5 protein-coding genes are annotated in these 23,152 nt (G+C 70.8%); 4 read left to right on the forward strand and 1 reads right to left on the reverse strand.

Annotated features, from left to right (window positions below; genetic code table 11):
- Nucleotides 1–17: 17 nt before the first annotated feature.
- Nucleotides 18–1,049: an NAD(P)H-dependent flavin oxidoreductase gene (locus tag ACWEVR_RS00555; RefSeq protein WP_452465257.1), complete on the reverse strand. Its 1,032-nt coding sequence runs from the start codon at nt 1,047–1,049 to the stop codon at nt 18–20.
- A gap of 261 nt (nt 1,050–1,310) precedes the next feature.
- Here ACWEVR_RS00555 and ACWEVR_RS00560 point away from each other — a divergent pair, with 261 nt between their 5' ends.
- The 4 genes from ACWEVR_RS00560 (at nt 1,311) to ACWEVR_RS00575 (ending at nt 23,108) form a co-directional block, all read left to right on the forward strand.
- Nucleotides 1,311–2,171 carry a M23 family metallopeptidase gene (locus ACWEVR_RS00560; protein ID WP_452465258.1) on the forward strand — a complete coding sequence of 287 codons (861 nt, stop codon included), beginning with the start codon at nt 1,311–1,313 and terminating at the stop codon, nt 2,169–2,171.
- Nucleotides 2,172–2,406: 235 nt separating this feature from the next.
- The gene (locus tag ACWEVR_RS00565) at nt 2,407–9,684 is read left to right on the forward strand and encodes an amino acid adenylation domain-containing protein (RefSeq protein ID WP_452465259.1); all 7,278 of its coding nucleotides are present in this window, start codon (nt 2,407–2,409) and stop codon (nt 9,682–9,684) included.
- 81 nt (nt 9,685–9,765) lie between these two features.
- The gene (locus tag ACWEVR_RS00570) at nt 9,766–15,630 is read left to right on the forward strand and encodes an amino acid adenylation domain-containing protein (protein WP_452465676.1); all 5,865 of its coding nucleotides are present in this window, start codon (nt 9,766–9,768) and stop codon (nt 15,628–15,630) included.
- Between the two features lie 140 nt (nt 15,631–15,770).
- Complete coding sequence (locus ACWEVR_RS00575; RefSeq protein ID WP_452465260.1) at nt 15,771–23,108, forward strand: amino acid adenylation domain-containing protein; 7,338 nt, start codon at nt 15,771–15,773, stop codon at nt 23,106–23,108.
- The last annotated feature ends 44 nt before the right edge of the window (nt 23,109–23,152 follow it).

Raw genomic sequence — 23,152 nt, forward strand, 5'->3', positions numbered from 1 at the left:
TTGTCGATAAGCGGGGTTCAGTCCGAAAGGGCGCGGCGCAGCGAGGATTTCGCATCCGACCACAGGGTGGTGATCAGTTCGCCCGCTGGTTGCTCGGTGCTGAGCGAATGTGCTTGCCCGGCCCACAGATTCACCTGATCCGGGTTGCCCGCCGCCCGGCCCTCGGCGCGCAAAGGGGAAGTGGCGTAATGGATTTCAGGGTACGCGGCGGGTGCGCCCGCGGTGTGGTCGATGAGGAATCGGTTGCGGATGCCGCGCGCACGCCGACCGGTGAAGGCGCGGGTGAGCATGGTCGGTTCGGGGGAGCCGATCGCGCCACGGTGCACCGCGTTGGTTCCGGCTTCCGGGCAGCGCAGCAGGGCCGTGCCGACCTGCGCCGCCCGTGCGCCCGCGGCGAGAACCGCCGCGACCGCCGGGCCGGTCGCGATGCCACCCGCGGCGACGATCGGACGATCGGTGGCGGCGGTGAGCAATTGCAGCAGGGCGAGCAGGCCGAGGGGGTCGATCGGGTCGTCGGCCGGATCGTCGAGGAAGCACGCGCGGTGCCCGCCCGCCTCGGCTCCCTGGGCGATCAGTGCGTCGGCGCCCGCGTCGAGCGCGATGGCGGCCTCGGCGGGCGAGGTGACCGTCACCCAGACCTCGGAGCCGACGGCGTGCAACCGGTCCACCTCCACCGCGGTGGGGCAGCCGAAGGTTGTCGACACCACCGCGACCGGCTCCTCGGTCAGCAGGTCGAGCTTGTCGGCCCAGCCGTCGGTGTCGTGCTTGGGCGTGCCGAGCGGAAATTCGATTCCGAGTTGGGCGAGGTAGCCCGCGTAGGAGGCCGGATCGGCGACCGGGCCCGGCGCGAAGAGGTTCACGCCGAACGGTTCGGGGGTGAGTGTCCTGGTGGCGGCGATCTGCGCGGCCACCGCCTCGGTGCCGAGATATCCGGCGGCCAGCTGTCCGAATCCGCCCGCGGCCGACACCGCGGCCACCAACTCGGGAGTGGAGGGGCCGCCCGCCATGGGCGCGGCGACGACGGGGACGCGCAAGCTCTCGATCACCATGCCAAGAGTGTGGCCCGGCGAACCGGTGTCCAGCCCCCGCGACACCGTCGGCAACACGCCTCGAACCTGGGCCCGTTACTGATCAACACCCGATTCACCTGGGAATTTGCCACCGAAGGTTGCGGAATGATCACGGCGCGGTACAGTTCACATCACGACGGATGCCGAACCGTTACACATAGTCCGGCATCGGGAGAGATCCCAGGTCGATCGCGAGATCGGCTTCGTACCGTCATTGTCGCCGGACGCTAGGACGAAACCTTGTCGCAGCACCGTATGGGCCCCGATTCGATCTCCGTCAAGGCCCTGCTGGCCGACGGTGGCGCCGGACGCCCCAGCCGGCACCGCGCCGCGCCCTCGCGCACCGAGCGGGTGCGGGCCGCCGCCGGTGCCGCGGTCGCCGCGGGCGCCCTGGTCGGGACCGCCGCGCAGGTCGTCCCCGCCATCGCCTACGCCGCCCCGCTGCTGCCGACCACCCAGGACGACGTCGAGGAATCCGTTGTTCCCGAGTCGGCCCGCGAAGACGTGAACCTCGTCGCCGCGCAGGAAGTCGCCTCCCACGTCGAGGCGCCCGCGCCGGTGCAGGCCGTCGCCGCCCCCGTCGCCGCTCCGGTGGCCGCCCCGTTCGGCATCGGCAACCTGCCCCCGGAGATCTCCGGCCCGCTGGCGCAGGTCGAAGACATCCTGCAGGGCATCCAGCACCAGGTCGCGCCGCCGCAGGCCGCCCGCCCGGTCGCCGGTCCCATCAGCTCCGGCTTCGGCGCCCGCTGGGGCGCCATGCACAGCGGCATCGACTTCGCCGACAACCTCGGCGCCCCGATCCACTCCGTCATGAGCGGCACCGTCGTCGAGGCGGGCCCGGCCTCGGGCTTCGGTCTGTGGGTGCGGGTGCTGCAGGACGACGGCACCACCGCGGTCTACGGCCACGTCAACGACATGCTCGTCAGCGAGGGGCAGCGGGTGAACGCGGGCCAGGTCATCGCGACCGTCGGCAACCGCGGCCAGTCCACCGGCCCGCACCTGCACCTCGAGATCTGGGATCAGGGCGGCGCCAAGATCGACCCGCTGCCGTACCTGGCTTCCAAGGGCGTTCCGATGGAATGGGGCCCGTCGGCTCACTGAGCGGATATCGCCCGCAAACAGGCACGATCGAGTGACGGTGGTTCATATGAGCCCCGTCACTTTGCCGTTGAAGCGGCAACAGTGACAAAGCCTGCGCCGATACTCCTCTGGGCCCGAGATTCTGGGGGCTACCGGCGCGATCCCGGTATGTGTGTGGACGGTCGATATGATGGCTCGATCTGCACGGTGCGGTTGTGGCCGCGCGTCAGGCTCGATGAGAGGTGAATGATCCCGCATGGAAACTGCCCGTCGTTCTGCCCGCGGTAACCGCCGTCGCCGGTCGAGCAGTCCGACTTTCGGGCAGTTGCTGACCGCCGCTGTCGAGTCGTCGGCCGATCGGGTGGCAGTCCGGTTCAATCCCACCGGCGAGCCCGCCGATCAGCGCGAGCTCACCTACTCGGAGTTCGACCAGCGCTCGGCCCAGCTGGCGCGGGAACTGATCGGGCGCGGTATCGGTCCCGGCGACGTGGTCGCCATCGGCATCGCCCGCAGTATCGAATCGGTGCTCGCGGTGTGGGCCATCGCCAAGACCGGTGCCGCCTATGTGCCGGTCGACCCGAACTACCCGGCCGACCGCATCGCCCACATCCTGTCCGACTCCGGTGCGGTCCTCGGCCTCACCACCACCGCGCACCGCGCGGTCCTCGGCACCACGCTGCCGTGGCTCGAGCTCGACGACTCCGCGACCGCCGAGCGGATCGCCGCCCAGCCCGCGCACCCGGTGTCCTACGCCGACCGCGTCCGCACGCTCGACGAGCGTCATCCGGCGTACCTGATCTACACCTCCGGCTCCACCGGCAAGCCCAAGGGCGTCGTGGTCACCCACACCGGCCTCGCCCCGCTGGTCGCCGCCGAACGCGAGCACTACGGCGTCACCGCCGACTCGCGCGTGCTGCACGTGTGCTCGCCGAACTTCGACGTATCGGTGCTCGAGCTGCTGCTGGCGTTCTCGGCGGGCGCCACCCTGGTGATCGCGCCGCCGCAGGTGTTCGGCGGTTACGAACTGGCCGACCTGCTGCGCCGCGAGCGGGTGTCGCACATGCTCATCACGCCCGGTGCGCTGGAATCGGTGGAAGCGGCCGATCTCGACGATCTGAAGGTCGTCGTGGTCGCGGGTGACAAGTTCGGCCCGGAACTGGTCGGCCGCTGGGCCGTCGGCGACCGTCGCTTCTACAACGGTTACGGCCCGACCGAGGCGACCATCCTCGCCACAAGCACCTCGCCGATGGATCCCGCCGCCCCGGTGACGATCGGTTCGGCCATCGCCGGAATCGGTGCGTTCGTGCTCGATTCGCGGCTGCGACCGGTGCCCGCGGGGGTGATCGGCGAGCTGTACCTGTCCGGTCCCGCGCTGGCGCAGGGTTATCTGAACCGGCCCGCGCTGACCGCGGAGCGTTTCGTCGCGAGCCCGTTCGGCGCGCAGGCGGGCGACGCCAACGCCCGGCTGTACCGCACCGGCGACCTGGTGCGCCGCAGCGAATCCGGTGACGGTGTCATCGAATACATGGGCCGCTCGGACTTCCAGGTGAAGATCCGCGGCTTCCGCATCGAGCTCGGCGAGATCGACAACGCCCTCACCGCGCACCCCGACATCGACTTCGCGGCCACCCTCGGCAAGACCTTGCCCTCCGGCGTCACCGCGCTGGTGTCGTATGTGCTGCCGCGTGCGGGCGCCACCCTCGACATCCCCGCCGTCGACGCGTTCCTCTCGGAGTCGTTGCCTGGGTACATGATTCCGGCCGCCATCATGGTGCTCGACCGGATCCCGCTCACCCCGGTGGGCAAGCTCGACCGCAACGCCCTGCCGGAACCGGTGTTCGCCGCGCGCGAGTTCCGCGCACCGTCCACCCCGGTCGAGGAGATCGTCGCCGACGTCTTCGCCGCCCTGCTCACCACCGGTGGCGACGAGGAGATCCGGGTCGGCGCCGACGACGACTTCTTCGAACTCGGCGGCAACTCGCTACTCGCCGCCCAGGCGGCCACCCGCATCGGCGCCGCGCTCGACACCAGGGTGCCGGTGCAGGTGCTGTTCGAGGCGAGCACCGTGTCGGCGCTGGCCGAACGGGTGGAACGCCACATCGGCACCGGCTCCGGCCAGGAACTCCTGCCCCAGGAGCGGCCCGAGATCATTCCGCTGTCGTTCGCGCAGCAGCGGATGTGGTTCCTGAACCGGTTCGATCCGGTCAGTGCCGTGAACAACATGCCCATCGCGGTGCGGTTGTCGGGCGCGCTCGACGTCGACGCCCTGCGCGCGGCGGTGCGCGACCTGGTGACCAGGCACGAGGTGCTGCGCACCATGTACCCGCAGGTCGACGGTGCCGGTCAGCAGCTGATCCTGCCGGTGTCCGATCCGCGCGCGGTGCCGGAGATGGCCTGCGAGCAGGCCACCGAGGAGCAGGTGCCCGGGCTCGTCGCCGAGACCGTCGGTGTCGGCTTCGATGTGTCGCTCGCGCCGCCGATCCGGCTGCGGCTGCTGCGGCTCAGCGCGCAGGAGCATGTGCTGATCTGCGTGGTCCACCACATCGCCGGTGACGGTGTGTCGATGGGCCCGCTCACCCGCGACCTGATGACCGCCTATGTGCAGCGCAGCGCGGGGTCCGAGCCCCAATTGCCGCCGCTGCGTGTGCAATACGCCGACTTCACGCTGTGGCAGCGCGCCGTGCTCGGCACCGAGGACGACCCGGAATCGGTGCTGGCGCAGCAGATCGGCTACTGGCGTACCCAGCTCGCCGGCCTGCCCGACCAGCTCGCCCTCCCGGCCGACCGGCCGCGCCCCTCGGTCGCCACCTACCGTGGCGCCACCTTCGACTTCCGCATCCCCGCCGACGTGCACGCCGGGCTGGACAAGCTCGCGCACACCCACAACTCGACGCTGTTCATGGTGGTGCACGCGGCGCTGTCGGCGCTGCTCGCGCGGCTGTCGGGTAGCACCGATATCGCGATCGGCACGCCCGTGGCGGGCCGTGGTGACGCCGCCCTCGACGACCTCATCGGCATGTTCGTCAACACCCTCGTGCTGCGCACCGAGGTGGATCCGGCGATGGGCTTCGAAGAACTGCTCGCCCAGGCCCGCGCCACCGACGTGGCCGCGTTCGGCCATGCCGACGTGCCGTTCGAGCGGCTGGTCGAACTGCTCGATCCGGCCCGTTCCACCGCGCGGCACCCGCTGTTCCAGGTGATGCTCGCCTTCCAGAACATGGCGCGCACCGCGCTCGAGCTGCCGGGCATGACCGTGAGCGGGGTGGACCTGAGCATCCCGTTCGCCAAGTTCGACCTGCAGTTCGAGATGGTCGAGGACACCGACCGCCACGGGGTGCCGCACGGCATCGCGGTCGGCCTGACCTATGCGACCGACCTGTTCGACGCGGCGACCGTGGAAGGTATCGCCGCCCGGTTCGTCCGGCTGCTCACCGCCGTCGTCGCCGACCCGGCGGCCCCGCTCGGTGGGCACGAGCTGATGGAGCGGGCCGAGCTGGATCGAATCCTGCTGGGCTGGAACGACACCCGTCACGAGCTGGCGCCCGCGCTGCTGCTCGACGGTTACCGCCGCGCGGTGGCCGAACACCCCGATGCGGTCGCGCTCGCCTACGAGGGCACCGAACTGACGTACCGGGAGTTCGACGAGCGGGTGAACCGCTTGGCGCGCAAACTCGTCGCCGACGGCGTCGGACCGGAATCGTATGTGGCGCTGGCCGTCCGGCGCTCGCTCGATCTAGTGGTCGGGATGTACGCCATCGTCACGGCCGGTGGCGCGTACGTGCCGCTCGACCCGGACCACCCCGCCGAGCGCATCGCCCACATTCTCGACACCGCGCAGCCGGTGTGCGTGCTCACCACCACCGCCGACGCGGTCGAGGTGCCCGTCGGAACGCCGGTGATCGCGATCGATACCGTTGCGCTGCAGGACTTCTCGGCCGAACCGCTGACCGCGTCCGAGTTGGCGCGCCCGGTCCTGCCGCAGCACCCCGCCTACGTCATCTTCACCTCCGGCTCGACCGGTAGGCCCAAGGGTGTCGCGGTGTCGCACGCGGCGATCGAGAACCAGATCGCCTGGATGCTCGCCGAATACCCGCTCGGTCCCGGCGATGTGTACCTGCAGAAGACCGCGACCACCTTCGACGTGTCGCTGTGGGGCTACTTCATGCCGCTGCGCACCGGCGCGAAGCTGGTCGTCGCCACCCACGACGGGCACCGCGACCCGGCTTACATCGCCGAAACCATTGCGGCGCAACACGTCACGACGACCGACTTCGTGCCGTCGATGCTCACCGTCTTCGCCGCGCACACCGCGCCGGGCAGCATTCCCACCCTGCGCGATGTGTTCGCGATCGGTGAGGCGCTGCCGCCGGAGACCGTCGCCGCCATGCGCGCGGTCTCGGACGCCCGCGTGCACAACCTGTACGGCCCCACCGAGGCCGCCGTTTCGGTGACCTACTGGCCCGCCGACGACCCGGGCCGCGGCTCGGTGCCGATCGGTGTGCCGGAGTGGAATACCCAGGTGTACGTGCTGGATTCGCGGCTGCGCCCGGTTCCGGCGGGTGTCGTCGGCGAGCTCTACCTCGCCGGTGATCAGCTCGCGCGCGGGTATGTCGCCAGGCCGGACCTCACCGCCGACCGCTTCGTCGCCAATCCCTTCGGCGCGAACGCGCGCATGTACCGCACCGGCGACCTGGTGGTGTGGCGTACGCAACCAGACGGCCGTGGCACGCTGGAATACCTGGGCCGCACCGACTTCCAGGTGAAGTTCCGTGGTCAGCGCATCGAACTCGGCGAGATCGAGACCGCGCTGCTCGCTCAGCCCGCGGTGAGCCAGGCCGTGGCGATCGTCGCGGATTCGCCTGCGGGAGAACAGCTCGTGGCCTACGCGGTGCCGAAGCCGGGCGCCACGATCGAACCGGCGGCGCTGCTGGCCGCCATCGGTGAGACGCTGCCCTCCTACATGGTTCCGGCCGCGCTGGTCGCGCTCGACGAACTGCCGCTCAACCCCAGCGGCAAGCTCGACCGCAAGGCGCTGCCCGCCCCCACCTTCACCGCGGGTGAGTTCCGGGCACCGGCCACGCCCACCGAGGAGATCGTGGCGGGCGTCTACGCCGAACTGCTCGGCATGGCCCGGGTCGGCGCCGACGACGACTACTTCGCGCTCGGCGGCAACTCGCTGCTGGCCACCCGCGCGATCGCCAGGATCAACGAGGCGCTCGACGCCGACATCAGCATCCGCGACCTGTTCGAGGCGCCGACGGTGACCGCGCTGGCCGCCCGGATCAGCGCGAGCGGTTCCGGCGCACGGCCCGCCCTCGTCCCGGCCGCGCGCCCGCAGCGGATTCCGCTGTCGCTCGCGCAGCAGCGCATGTGGGTGCTCAACCAGGTCGATCCCGCCTCGGGCGCCTACAACCTGCCCTTCGCGCTCCGCCTCACCGGTGACCTCGATGTGGCCGCGCTCGACGCCGCCATCGCCGATGTGCTCGGCAGGCACGAGTCGCTGCGCACCCGTTTCCCCGCCACCGACGGCGAGGGCGCCTACCAGGAGATCGTCGCGGTCGCCGAGGTGCTGCCCGACGGCCTGGTCGTGGAGACCACCGACGACGTGCTCGGCCGGGTCGCCGAACTCGCGGGCGCCGGTTTCGACGTCACCCGTGAGGTGCCCGTGCGGACGCGGCTGCTCACCGACGGATCGTCGGATTCGCTGCTGGTGTTCGTGGCGCACCACATCTCCGCCGACGGCGCCTCGCTCGCCCCGCTGGCACGCGACCTGATCACCGCCTACGTCGCCCGTACGGGTGGGCAGAGCCCGGCGTGGACCCCGCTGCCGGTGCAGTACGCGGACTTCGCGCTCTGGCAGCGCGAAGTGGTCGGCGCCGACGACGAGCCGGGCTCGGTGGCCGCCGCCCAGCTCGACTACTGGCGCGACCAGCTGGCCGGGCTGCCGCCGCTGCTGGAGCTGCCGCAGGACCGCCCGCGTCCCTCGGTGCCGAGCCTGCGCGGCGCGACCACCGAGTTGCGGTTGCCGGCCGAGGTGCACGAGCAGCTGAATCATCTTGCACGCGAGCACAAGTCGTCGCTGTTCATGGTTGTGCACGCGGCGCTGGCCGTGCTGCTCGCCCGGCTGTCGGGCAGCACCGACATCGCGATCGGCACCGCCGTCGCCGGTCGTGGTGAGCGGGCGCTCGACGAACTGGTCGGCATGTTCGTCAACACGCTCACGCTGCGCACCGCCCTCGACCCGGCCGGTTCGTTCGACGAGGCCGTCGACCTGGCCCGCGAGACCGATCTCGGCGCGTTCGCCCATGCCGATCTGCCGTTCGAGCGGGTCGTCGAGGTGGTGGCGCCGGGCAAGGGCAGTGCGCACAACCCGCTGTTCCAGGTGGCGCTGACCTTCAGCAACAACGAGACCGCCGCACTCGAACTGCCCGGCCTCACCGTCGCCGCGCTCGACACCGGGGTGTCGGCCAAGTTCGACCTGCAGGTCGACGTGGAGCCGCGCTACACCGACGAAGGCGCGCCCGGTGAGCTGGTCACCCTGTTCAACTACGCCACCGATCTGTTCGACGAGGCGACCGTTCGTTCCATCGGCACGCGCTTCGCTCGCATCCTGACGGCGGTGGCCGCCGACCCGCAGATCCGCGTGGGCGATATCGACATCCTCGACGAGAGCGAACGGGCCCGGTTGCTCGCAGGCGCCGCCCAGGCGCCCGCGCCGACCACGGCGACCGGCGGAACCACGCTCACCCAGGCGTTCACCGCCGCCGCCGAGGACGACCCGGACGGCCCGGCGCTGGTCTGGGGCGACGAGCAGCTCGGTTTCGAACAGCTCGACGCCCGCTCCTCGCGCCTGGCACGCCTGCTGATCGCGCGCGGCTTCGGACCGGGTTCCGGTGTGGCCCTTGCTCTTCCGCGTGGCGCCGACTGGGCCGTCGCGGTGTGGGCGGTGCTCAAGGCGGGCGCGGCGATCGTGCCGTTCTCGCGGGAGACGGCCGCCGAGCCGACGGCCAAGATCGGCATCACCACCGGCACGGCACCCTCGTCGGAGCTCGACTGGGTGGTGCTCGACGATCCCGCCGTGCGCACCGAACTGTCCACGCAGTCGGCCCGCCCGGTGACCTATGCCGATCGCACCCGCGCCCTGCGCGGTAGCGACCCGGCCTTCGTCGGCGCCGAGGGTGTGCGCAGCTACGACGACCTCGCCACGGCGGGATCGCGGGTGCGCACCGAGGCCGAGCTCACCTTCGAATCACGGACCTTCGCCACCGCGACCGACACCTTCGCGGCCGTCGTCGAACCGGTCGCGGCCGGTGTGGCCGGCGCGTCGATGGTGCTGGTCACCGGCGATTCGTCGGCGGCGCTGGCCGAGGAATGGGTGAGTCACCTGTTCGGTGACCGGGCCGGTCTCGACTCGCTCGACACGGGCGAGCTCGAGGATCTGCGCGCGGTGATCGCCGACGACGCGGCACCCGGCGACGCGGGCCGGGCCGAGGTGGTCCTGGTACTCGCCGAGCTGAGCGCCGCCGCGGTCTGAAACCATGACCGAGGGCAGTGACCCAGTTTCGGTGACGGATGAGGTGGATTCGCGATGACACGACCGGTACGCACCCGCCCGGTGCGCACACGCCGCGCCCGGGTGACCGCGCTGCCGCAGCTGCTGGCCACCGCCGTGGAGACCGCTCCCGACGGTGTCGCCGTGGTGCTGGCCGATGCCACCCGCACCCTCGGTAGCCTCACCTACGCCGAGCTCGACGAGCGGTCCAGCCGCATCGCGCGCCTGCTCATCGCGCGCGGGATCGGCGCGGGCGACCTGGTGGCGCTGGGGATTCCGCGCTCGATCGAGTCGGTGCTCGCGGTGTGGGCGGTGGCCAAGACCGGTGCCGGTTTCGTGCCCGTCGACCCGAACTACCCGCCGGACCGGGTGGCGCACATGGTCACCGATTCCGGAGCGGTGTTCGGTCTGACCGTCGCGAGCGCGGCCGAACGGCTGCCCACCCAGGTCCAGTGGCTGGCCATCGACGACGCGGCGACGGTGGCGCGGCTCGACGAGTTCTCCGGTGTGCCGATCACCAACACCGACCGGGTGCGCCAGATCCGCGCCGAGGACCTCGCCTACGTCATCTACACCTCGGGTTCGACGGGTCTGCCCAAGGGTGTGGCGGTGTCGCAGGCCGGGCTCGCCGGGTTCAGTGCCGAACAGCGCAAGCACTACGGGGTCGAAGCGCACTCGCGGACACTGCATTTCGCCTCACCGTCGTTCGACGCGTCCATTCTCGAACTGCTGCTCGCGGTCGGTGCGGGCGCGACCATGGTGATCGTCGATCCGAGTGTGTTCGGCGGTGACGAACTGGCCGCGCTGCTGCGCCGGGAGCGGGTGAGTCACGCCTTCATCACCCCGGCCGCGCTCGCCTCGATCGACCCGGCCGGTCTCGACGACTTCCGGGTGGTCGCGGTGGGTGGCGAGGCGTGTCCGCCGGATCTGCTGCGGCGCTGGGCGATTCCGCTGGCCGACGGCAGTCTGCGGCAGTTCCACAATGTGTACGGGCCGACCGAGACCACCATCGTCACCAATATCAGTGTGCCGCTGAAACCGGGTGATCCGCTCACCATCGGCGGACCGTTGGCCGGTGTTGCCGAATACGTGCTCGACGACCGGCTCGGTCCGGTGCCGCCCGGTGTCACCGGCGAGCTGTACATCACCGGCGCCCAGCTCACCCGCGGTTACCACGCGCGGCCGGGGCTCACCGCGTCGCGTTTTGTGCCGAACCCGTTCGAGCCCGCCGGTTCCCGGCTCTACCGCACCGGCGACCTGGTCCGCTGGACCACCGACGGTGCCCTGGAGTACGTGGGGCGCAACGACTTCCAGGTGAAGATCCGTGGTTTCCGGATCGAGCTCGGCGAGATCGACGCCGTGCTCTCCGCGCACGAGAGCCTCGACTTCGCCGCTACTGTCGGCCACGAACTCGACAGCGGCGCGACTATTCTCGTGTCCTACGTGCACGCCGCCCCGGGTGCCGTCGTCGACACCGCCGAGCTCACCGCGTTCGCCGAACGCAGCCTGCCCGCGCACATGGTGCCGACCGTGCTGATGGAACTCGACACCATCCCGCTCACCCCCGTTGGCAAGCTGGACCGCCGCGCGCTGCCCGCGCCGGTGCTCGAGCACGCCGCATTCCGCCCGCCCGTCACCCCGATCGAGCAGATCGTGGCAGGCACCTTCGCCCAGGTGCTCGACGCCGACACCCAACTCGGCCTCGACGACGACTTCTTTGCCCTCGGCGGCAACTCGCTGCTGGCTACCCAGGTCGCGGCCCGGCTCGGTGCCGCCCTCGACACCGAATTCCCGGTGCGGCTGCTGTTCGAGGCGCCGACGGTGGAGGCCCTGGCGCGTCGGCTCGCCGAATCCGCCGGTGCCGGTGCGCGTCCGGCGCTGGTGGCCCGCGAGCGGCCCGCCCGGATCCCGCTGTCGCTGGCCCAGCAGCGGATGTGGTTCCTCAACCAGTTCGATCCGCAGTCGGTGGCCTACAACATCCCGATGGCGGTGCGGCTCACCGGCGCCATCGACGTGGCCGCGCTCGACGCGGCCGTCGCCGACCTGGTGGCCAGGCACGAAACCCTGCGCACCGTCTACCCCGAGACCGACGACGGGCCGGTGCAGCGGATCCTCGACCCGTCGGAGGCGACACCCCGGCTCGAGGTGCGCACCCTGACGGTCGCCGAATTGGCAACGGCCATGCGGGAACTCGGCTCCCACGGTTTCGATGTGCGCAGTCAGGTGCCGTTGCGGGTCGCGCTGTTCCAGCTCGGCCCCGAGGAATCGGTGCTCGCGGTCGTCGTGCATCACATCGCCGGTGACGGCAGCTCGCTCGCCCCGCTCAGCCGGGATCTGATGCTGGCCTACGGCGCCCGTTCGGCCGGCACCGCGCCGGACTGGGCGCCCCTGCCCGTCCAGTACGCCGACTACGCGCTGTGGCAGCGCGAGCTGCTCGGCAGCGAGGACGACCCGGATTCGCTGGCCTCGGCCCAGCTCGACTACTGGCGCACGGCCCTGGCCGGGCTGCCCGACCAGCTCGACCTGCCCGCCGACCACCCGCGTCCCGCCGTCCAGTCGCTGGCCGGTGGCCGGGTGCCGATCGAGATCGACGCCGACACCCACCGCGCGCTGCTCGCCCTGGCCCGTGCGCAGGGCGCCACCCTGTTCATGGTTGTGCACGCCGCGCTCGCCGTGACTCTCGGCAGGCTGGCCGGCACCGATGACCTGGCCATCGGAACCCCCGTCGCCGGTCGTGGTGAGGCCGCGCTCGACGACCTCATCGGCATGTTCGTCAACACCCTCGTCTTCCGCACCACCCTGAACGCAGGCGAACCGTTCACCGATCTGCTCGCGCGGCAACGGGAAACGGACCTGCAGGTTTTCGCCCACGCCGACCTGCCGTTCGAACGACTCGTGGAGGCGATCAATCCGGCTCGCTCCACCGCGCGGCACCCGCTGTTCCAGGTGGGCCTGTCCTTCCAGAACCTCACCCGCACCGGGCTCGAGCTGGGGGAGACCGATGTCGAAGGCGTGGATGTGGACCTGGCGGTCTCGCAGTTCGACCTGCACGCCATCGTCGCCGACGCCTACGACAGCGAAGGCGCGGCCCAGGGCATCAACGGTGTACTCACCTACGCCACCGATCTTTTCGAGCCGCAGACCGCCCGCGCCTACGCCGACCGGTTCGCGCGCGTCCTCGCCGGGATCGCCGCCGCACCGTCACGACCGGTCGACGAGATCGAGCTCCTGTCCGAGGCTGAGCGCACGCGAATCCTGCACGACTGGAACGACACTCGGCATGCATGCCCGTCGACCACGCTGCCCGCGCTGTTCGACGAGACGGTTGCCGGGCACCCGGATCGGGTGGCGTTGGTCGCTCCCGACGGCACCGAGCTGACCTACCGCGAGTTCGCGGGCAAGGTGAACCAGCTCGCACGACACTTGATTTCGCAGGGTGTCGGCGTGGAAGACCGGGTAGCGCTGGCTGTTCGGCGATCCGTGGATCTCGTTGTCGCCATGTACGCGGTGGCGCAGACGGGTGCGGCGTATGTTCCGCTCGACCCCGATCAGCCCGCCGATCGAGTACGCCACATCCTCGACACCGCCGCACCCGTGTGCGTGTTGACCACCACTCGCGACGGTTTCCCCGACGCCACCGCTGCCGACGCCAATGCCTCCGCTATCGCCGTCGACGCGCTCGACCTCGCCGCGTACCAAGTGGGTCCGATCGCGGCCCAGGAGCGACGAGGTGTGCTGCGGCCGGAGAACACGGCGTATGTCATCTTCACCTCCGGGTCCACCGGCAAGCCCAAGGGTGTTGCGGTGTCGCACGGCGCCATCGTCAACCAGTTGCTCTGGAAGACGCAGTATTTCGGCCTCACCAGCGACGATTCCGTGCTGTTGAAGACCGCTGCTACCTTCGACCTCTCGGTCTGGGAGTTCTGGACCACCGCTGTGAGCGGTGGCCGATTGGTGATCGCCGCACCTGATGGGCATCGCGACCCGGCCTACCTGCTGCGGGTGCTCACCGAGCAGCGGGTGAGCACGCTGCACGTGGTCCCGTCCATGCTCGACGCCCTGCTCGCCGAATCCACAGGTGCGCTGCCGGTTTCGTTGCACCGCGTCCTCGCCATCGGCGAAGCCCTCCCGGCCGACACGGCTCAGCGTTTCCTCGCCGCCACCGATGCCGCGCTGCACAACCTGTACGGCCCGACCGAGGCTGCGGTATCGATCACCGACCACAGGGTCACCGCCGCCGACCGCACCACAGTGCCGATCGGCGCGCCCGAATGGAACAGCCGCGTCTACGTGCTCGACGCCCGCCTGCGGCCGGTGCCCCCGGGCGTGGCGGGTGAGCTGTACCTGGCAGGCGACCAGCTCGCCCGAGGCTACTTCGCCCGGCCCGACCTCACCGCCGACCGCTTCGTCGCCAACCCCTTCGAACCGTGCGCCCGCATGTACCGCACCGGCGACCTGGTCGCCTGGAACGCGGTCGGCGAACTCGACTACCGGGGCCGCACCGACTTCCAGGTGAAGATCCGCGGCTTCCGCATCGAACTCGGCGACATCGAATCGGCCCTGCTCGCGGCGCCGCAGGTGGCCCAGGCGGCGGTGCTCGCCACCACCGACCCGCAGCTCGGTGACCGGCTGGTGGCCTATGTGGTGCCCGCTCCCGGCGCCGAACTCACCGCGACTGTCGCCAGAAACGCGGTGGCGCAGGTGCTTCCGTCGTACATGGTGCCGTCGGCGTTCGTCGTCCTCGATCGGCTGCCGCTCAACGCGAACGGCAAACTCGACCGTGCGGCCCTGCCCGCACCGGTCGTCGAACCGCGCCGGTACCGGGCGCCCGAAAGCCCAGACGAGATCGTTGTCGCCGAGGTCTTCACCGAGGTGCTCGGCATCGACAAGCCGGGCCTGGACGACGACTTCTTCGCCCTCGGCGGCAACTCGCTGCTCGCCACCCGTGTGGTCCACCGCCTGCACGAACACACCGCAACCGCCCTCACCGTCGCCGCGTTCTTCGCCGACCCGACCGTGGGCGGCCTCGCCGAACGCCTCAGCGGTGCGGGACAACAGGATCTGACGGCCGCGCTGTCGGTCGTCCTGCCGCTGAACGACGCCGCCCGCAACGGCACGCGGTCCAGCCGCCACGACGGGCAGGCCGACGAGACCACCGCAGGAACATCGGGCCCGGAACCCCTGTGGTGCCTGCACCCGGTATCCGGCCTGGCCTGGGCGTATTCGTCCCTGGTCCCGTACCTGCCCGCCGACCAGCCGGTGATCGGCGTTCAGTCGCCTGCCCTGAGCGAACCGGCCTTCCGACCCGCCACAGCCGACGACCTGATCGACCGCTATGTGGCCGAAATCCGCGCCGTCCAACCGCACGGTCCGTACCGGCTGCTCGGCTGGTCGCTCGGCGGTGTGCTCGCCCACGCCGTCGCCACCCGACTGCAGGCGGCGGGCGAGACGGTGGCCTCGCTGACCATGCTCGACAGTGTGCCCGGCGCCGACCTCACCGACTTCCGCGCCGAACTGCGTCACGCCCTGCTCGACCTGGGCATCCCCGACGACGAGCTCCCCTCGGCCGAGGATTTGGCCGACCTCGGTGACGACGCCCTGGCCGCCCTGCACACCACCCTCGCGGCCGACCTGCCGATCTCACGGGACGATTTCGTGGCGATGTACCGGGGCGCGCTGCGTTCGGTCGCGCTGGTGACCGAACTCGTCCCGGACCGGTTCGACGGATCGCTCACCTATTTCACGGCCGTGAACACCGGCGGCGTGGACCGTGGCGGCGCTTCGCGGTGGCGGCACCACATCAGCGGGGTCATCGTCGATCACCCCGTCGCCACCACCCATCAGCTCATTCTCGCCGACCCGGCACCGGCCGTGATCGGACCGGTTCTGGACCAGGTCATCAGCGGGTCTGGGCATAGCACCACGTAACAGGCGGGCGGCAGATTACGATTCTGTTGCCAGAGAGTCGGTGTGTCATGGCGCACACCTCGGCGACGGTCGGCGGTGCAATGTAGAGATCTATGCTGTGTCCCGTTCGGCCTCGTCGGACGCGAGAGGTGTATTGGTCTGTGGAAAGCCCCCGCCGCGCTGGCCGTGAACGTCGTCGAACCGGCAGCCGAGCGCTGTTCGGCCAGTTGCTCACGGCTGCTGTCGAGTCCGCAGCCGATTCCGTCGCGCTGCGCTACAACCCGACCGGCATGCCCGGCGCCGAGCAGGTGCTCACCTACCGTGAGCTCGACGAACGCTCCTCGCGGCTGGCCCGTGAACTGATCGGCCGTGGTGTCGGTGCGGGCGACGTGGTCGCCGTCGGCATCTCCCGCTCCATCGAATCGGTGCTGGCGGTGTGGGCGGTCGCCAAGACCGGCGCCGCCTACGTGCCTGTCGACCCGGCCTACCCCAGCGACCGGATCGCGCACATCGCCGTCGATTCCGGCGCCACCCTCGGCCTCACCACGGCCGCCCACCGGGCGAGCCTCGGGACCAGCCTGTACTGGATCGAACTGGACGATCCCGTTGTCGCCGAGCGCATCGCGGCGCACCCCGCGCACGCGGTGAGCTATGCCGACCGGGTGCGCCAGATCGACCCGGCCCACCCGGCCTACGTCATCTACACCTCCGGCTCCACCGGCAAACCCAAGGGCGTGGTGGTGACCCACGCGGGCCTGGCCTCGCTGGTCGCGGCCGAACGCGAGAACTTCGGGGTCGGCCCGGATTCGCGAGTGCTGCACGTGTGCTCGCCGAACTTCGACGTCTCGGTGCTCGAGCTGCTGCTCACCTTCGCCGGCGGTGCCACGCTGGTGATCTCGCCGCCGCGCGTGTTCGGCGGTTTCGAACTGTCGGATCTGCTGCGCCGCGAGCGCGTGACCCATCTGCTCATCACGCCCGGCGCCCTGGAGTCGGTCGACCCGGCCGGGCTGCCCGACCTGCGCACCGTCGTCGTGGCGGGCGACCGGTTCGGACCGGAACTGGTCGGCCGCTGGGCGGTCGACGGCCGCAACTTCCACAACGGTTACGGACCGACCGAGGCGACCATTCTCGCCACCAGCACCGCCGCCCTGCACCCGCACGAGCCGATCACGCTCGGCACCGCCGTGCCCGGTATGGGCCTGTTCGTGCTCGACGCGCGGTTGCGACCGGTGCCAGCGGGCGTGGTGGGCGAGCTCTACCTCGCGGGTCCGGCGCTGGCGCAGGGGTATCTCGGCAAGCCCGGGCTCACCGCGCAGCGGTTCATCGCCTCGCCGTTCGGGCCGGGCAGGCTCTACCGCACCGGCGACCTGGTGCGTCGCGTGGAATCCGGTGCCACCCTGGAGTATCTCGGCCGCACCGACTTCCAGGTGAAGGTGCGTGGGTTCCGCATCGAGCTCGGCGAGATCGACAACGCCCTCACCGCCCATCCCGACCTCGACTACGCCGTCACCCTCGGCAAGTCCATGCCGTCGGGGGCCACCGGTCTCGTGTCGTATGTGCTGCCGCGTCTCGGACGCACGGTCGACACCGGCGAACTGGCCGAATTCCTCGCCGAATCACTGCCCGCGTACATGATTCCGGCCGTCATCATGGTCCTGGACAAGCTGCCGCTGAACTCGGTCGGCAAACTCGACCGCGCCGCGCTGCCGACCCCGGTGTTCACCGCTCGCGGATTCCGCGCGCCCGCCACCCCCGCCGAGCAGGCCGTCGCCGATGTCTTCGCCGCGCTGCTCTTGCGCGACGGCGCCGGCCGGGTCGGCGCCGACGACGACTTCTTCGAGCTCGGCGGCGACTCGCTGCTGGCCGCCCAGGCCGTCGCCCGCATCGGTGCCGCACTCGACGTGCGGGTGCCGGTGCAGGCAGTCTTCGAGGCGCCGACCGTCGCCGCGCTGGCCCAGCGCGCCGAACAGCAGCGGACCTCGGCGGGCGCGCTGGCGCTCGTCGCCCGGTCGCGACCCGCACAGATCCCGCTGTCCTACGCCCAGCAGCGGATGTGGTTCCTCAATCGGTTCGACCCGTCCTCGGCTGTCGACAACATCCCGCTCGTCCTCCGCCTGAACGGGCGCCTGGATCTGCCCGCCCTGCGAGCCGCGATCGGCGACCTCGCCACCCGGCACGAGGTGCTGCGCACGGTGTACCCGGCCATCGAGGGTGTCGACGGGCCGGTGCTGGAAGGCCACGGCCACCAGCTCATCCTCGCGCCCGGCGATCCGCTGGCCACTCCGGAGTTCGAGGTCGTCGCGATCGAGGAGGCCGAGCTGGCCGACGCCGTCGCCGACACCGTGCTCACCGGTTTCGACGTCACCGCCGCCCCGCCCGTGCGGATCCGCATCTTCGAACTCGACGAGTCCGAACACGTCGTGGCGTGCGTGATCCACCACATCGCCGCCGACGGGTTCTCCTTCGCCCCGCTCACCAGGGACCTGCTCACCGCCTACGCCGAGCGACGCGGCGGTGGCGCACCGCAGTGGCCGCCGCTGCCGGTGCAGTACGCCGACTACACGCTGTGGCAGCGCGAACTGCTCGGCAGCGAGGACGACCCGCGTTCGCTGCTCGCCACCCAGATGGCGTTCTGGCGTGACACCCTCGCCGGCCTGCCCGAACAGCTGGAACTCCCCGCCGACCGGCCGCGCCCCGCCGTCGCGAGCCACGAGGGCGACCTGCACCATATCCATGTCCCCGCCTCGGTGCACGCGGGCCTGCAGAACCTCGCGCGCGAACACAACGCCACCGTGTTCATGGTGGTGCACACCGCGCTGGCGTTGCTGCTCGCGCGTCTGTCGGGCACCCGCGACATCGCCATCGGCACCCCGGTCGCCGGGCGCGGTGAGCAGGCGCTCGACGAGCTCATCGGCATGTTCGTCAACACCCTCGTGCTGCGCACGGAGATCGACCCGGCGGTGTCGTTCCGGCAACTGCTCATCGACGTCCGCGCCCGCGACCTGGCCGCTTTCGGCCACGCCGACGTGCCGTTCGAGCGGCTCGTCGAACTGCTCGAGCCGGTCCGTTCGACGTCGCGGCATCCGCTGTTCCAGGTGATGCTCACCTTCCAGAACCTGGCCCGCACCGATCTCCAATTGCCCGGGCTCACCGTCAGCGACGGTGACTTCACGGTGCCGATCGCCAAGTTCGATCTGCAGGTGGAGGTCGCCGAACACATCGGTGACGACGGTGCCCCGCAGGGCATGGCCGTGTCGTTCGGGTACGCCACCGACCTGTTCGATCGCGGCACCGTCAGCGATTTCGCCGATCGGTGGGCGCGGGTGCTCGGCACCGTGGTCGCCGATCCGACCCTGCCCGTCGGGGATATCGATGTCCTCGCTCCCGGAGAGCGCGAACTCGTGCTCCGCGAAGGCAATTCGCCCGGTGTGCCGGTTCCCGAGGTGACCCTGGTCGACCTCCTCGCCGCCCAGGCGCGGCAGCGGCCCGACGCCGTCGCGGTGCGGGCCGGGGAGCGGTCGTTGAGCTTCGCCGACCTGTTCGGTCAGGCCTCGGCGCTGGCCCGCGCGCTCATCGCCCGCGGCGCTGGTCCGGAAACCCTTGTCGCCGTTGCTGTGCCACGCACCGAGGAGCTGCCGGTCGCGCTGCTCGCGGTATTGCTGTCGGGCGCGGGCTATCTGCCGATCGACTCCGGGTACCCGGCACAACGCCTCGAGTACGTGGTCGACGACGCGAAACCCGCTGTGCTGCTTGCCTCGTCGTCGGAATACGACATCCTGCGCGAGGCCGGACACGGCTGGGCCTCGGCACTGCCGGTGGTGCTGCTCGACGAGCGCGCCCTGCATTCCGACGCGCCGCTGCACTCGTCCGAACGTCACGCTCCGCTGCGTCCGGACCATCTGGCCTACGTCATCTACACCTCCGGTTCCACCGGTCTGCCCAAGGGCGTGGCGGTGAGCCACCGCAATGTGCTCGAGCTGTTCGCCAATACCCAGGTGCTGTTCAGCTTCGACGTCGACGACGTGTGGACGGTGTTCCACTCCTTCGCCTTCGACTTCTCGGTGTGGGAGCTGTGGTGCGCGTTGGCGGGCGGCGCGTCGGTGGTGGTCGTCGACCACGTCACCTCGCGTTCGCCGATCGAGTTCCGCGCCCTGCTCGCCCGCGAACAGGTGACAGTGCTGAGCCAGACACCGACCGCGTTCGCCCAGCTCGACGAGGCCGACCGCGCGGCCCAGGCCGCGGGCGCCGCCCCGCTCGCGCTGCGCTACGTGATCTTCGGTGGCGAGGCGCTCGACCCGCGCAAACTCGTCCGCTGGTACGACCGGTACGGAAACAGCCCGGCCGCACCGGAACTGGTGAACATGTACGGCATCACCGAGACCACGGTGCACGTGTCGCACCTGGCTCTCTCGCCGCAGCCGTCGGCGACCGCGGGCAGCGTGATCGGTCGCGCCCTGCCCGGTCTTTCGGTCGCGGTGCTCGACGACCGGTTGCGTCCGGTGCCCTTCGGCGTGGCCGGTGAGCTCTACATCGCGGGCAACCAGGTGACGCGCGGCTACCTCGGCAAGCCGGGCCTGACCGCGACCCGTTTCGTCGCCGACCCGTACGGTCCGCCCGGTTCGCGGCGCTACCGTTCCGGCGACCTCGGCCGCTGGGTCAGCTTCCGTGGCACCCCGACCCTGGAATACGGCGGCCGTGGCGACCAGCAGGTGCAGTTGCGCGGTTTCCGGATCGAGCCGGGCGAGATCGAGTCGGCGCTGCTCGGTGTCGCCGGTGTCGGGCAGGCGGCGGTGGTCGTACGTGCTGACGAACACGCGGGCGACCGGCTGATCGCGTACGTGGTGCCGGTGGCGGGGGCAGACCTCGACCCGGTGGCTGTCCGCGCGACCGTCGCCGAATTCCTCACCGGATACATGGTTCCCGACGCCGTGATGGTGGTGGCCGGGCTGCCGCTGACCGCGAACGGCAAGCTCGACCGGGCCGCGCTGCCCGCCCCCGAGTTCGCCTCGGCGGCGACGTTCCGCGCGCCGACCACGCCGATCGAACAGAGCGTGGCCGAGGTGTTCGCCACCCTGCTCGGCGTGCCCGAGGTCGGCCTGGACGACAACTTCTTCGATCGCGGCGGCAACTCGCTGCTGGCGACCCGCGCCATCGCCCGCATCGACGCCGCCCTGGCCGCCGACCTGGTGGTGCGTGACCTGTTCGAGGCGCCGACCGTGGCCGCCCTGTCCGCGCGGGTGCGCCCCGGCGCGGTCACCAACCCGCGCCCGCCGCTGGTTCCCGCCCAGGACCGGGGCGTCATCCCGCTCTCGCCCGCCCAGCAGCGCATGTGGTTGCTCAACCGCATCGACCCGGATTCCCCGGCCTACAACATCCCGCTGGTGCTTCGCCTGCGCGGCGCGCTCGACACCTCGGCGCTGCGCTACGCGGTGGCCGATGTGCTCGAGCGGCACGAGGCGCTGCGCACCCGCTTCCCGGCCGACGCGCCGGGCGAGCTGCCGTACCAGGAGATCCTGCCGGTGAGCGCGGTGCTGCCGGGCGGGCTGCCGATCGAGATCTGCGACGACCCGGCCGAGCGGGTGATGCGGCTGCTGGCCGGTGGTTTCGATGTCACCGAGCGAGTTCCGTTGCGCGCGTGCCTGTTCACCGTGCCCGACACCGACCCGCTGGCCGAGGAGGAGCATGTCCTCGCGGTGGTGGTGCAGCACATCATCGCCGACGGTGCCTCCCTCGCCCCGCTGGCCCGCGATCTGGTGATCGCCTATCGCGCCCGCGTGGAGGGGCGTTCGCCGAGCTGGGCGCCGCTGCCGGTGCAGTACGCCGACTACGCGCTGTGGCAGCGCGCGGTGCTCGGCGACGAGAACGACGAGACTTCCACCGCCGCACGCCAGCTCGCGTTCTGGCGGACCACCCTGGCCGGTCGCACCGGAACCATCGAGTTGCCGCACGACCACCCGCGTCCGCCGCAAGCCTCGCTGCGCGGTGCCGATGTGCGGACCACGCTGCCCGCCGACGTGCACGCCGGGTTGGCCGAGATCGCCCGCGAGCACAACGCGTCGCTGTTCATGGTCGTGCACGCGGCGCTGGCGGTGCTGCTCGCCCGGGTGAGCGGCGACACCGATATCGCCATCGGCACGCCCATCGCCGGGCGGGGCGAGCCCGAACTCGACGACCTGGTCGGCATGTTCGTCAACACCCTGACCCTGCGCACCGAGGTCGCACCGCAGCGCGGTTTCGCCGAATTCGTCGACACCGTGCGCGAAGTCGACCTCACCGCGTTCGCCCACGCCGACCTGCCGTTCGAGCGGATCGTGGAGGAGGTGGCGCCCACCGGCGCCGTCTCGCACAACCCGCTGTTCCAGGTGGTGCTGTCGTTCCACAACAACGAGACACCGGTCCTGCGACTGCCTGGACTCACCATCGAGGCGGTGGACTCCGCCGCGCGCTCGGCCAAGTTCGATCTGCAGGTGAACGTGGAACCCACGCACACCGCCACCGGCGAACCCGACGAGGTGGGTGTCGTGTTCACCTATGCGACAGACCTTTTCGAGGAACACACCGTCGCCGCGCTGGCGCGTGGCTTCGCCGAGATCGTCGCGGCCGTCGCCGCCGATCCCACGGTGCGGGTGGGCGATATCGACCTGCGCGATGCCAGGGAGAAGGAACGCGAACTCACCGCCGCGGCCTACGCGCCCGCCCCGTCGGCCAACGGCGCCGCGCTGGCCCAGGAACTGGCCGCCGCCGTGGAAGAGGACCCCGACGCGCCTGCCCTCGACCTGGGCGATGCCGAACTGAGCTACCACCAGTTCGACGCCCGCTCCTCACAGTTGGCGCGGTCGCTGATCGCGCGTGGTGCGGGACCGGGCAATGGTGTCGCGATCCGGCTCGACCGGGGTGCCGAGGCCGCCATCGCCGTGTGGGCGGTGCTCAAGGCGGGGGCGGCGGTGGTGCCGCTGCTCACCATCGATGCGCCGCTACCCGACGTGCTGGAGGTGAAGCTCGGCCTGAGCCTCGACATCCTCGACCCGCCCGACGGTCTGGACTGGTACGACCTGGCCGACCCGGCCCTGCGCGCCGAACTGGCCGCCGAGTCACCGAGACCCATCGGCTACGCCCACCGCACCCGCGCCCTGCGCGGCGACGACGTGGCCTTCGTCGGTGGTGGCCGGGTGCTGAACTACGACGAGCTGGCCGGTGCGGCCGAGCGGATCGGGCAGCGTACGGGTCTGAATTTCGAATCACGGACCCGCACGGCGGGCAGGCCGGATTCGGTGGCCGGGGTGCTCGAACTGGTCGCAGCCGGAATCGCCGGTGCGGCAGTTGTTTTGGGTTCCGGTGACGACGGCGCCGACGAGGTGAGCCATGTGTTCACCGAATCGGCGGTCGCTGTCGCCGAACCAGGGGAAGGTGCCGGTGCGACGATCGTCGCGTTGAGTGAGATGATCGGCAACGCCGGCCGGTCGCAGCAGCGGCGTGCGGTGGCTGGGATGGATGGATAGGTACGAGGTGCGTGCATGACCGGGCAGCGGCGAGTCGACTCCGG

Source organism: Nocardia sp. NPDC003979, from assembly GCF_053605015.1.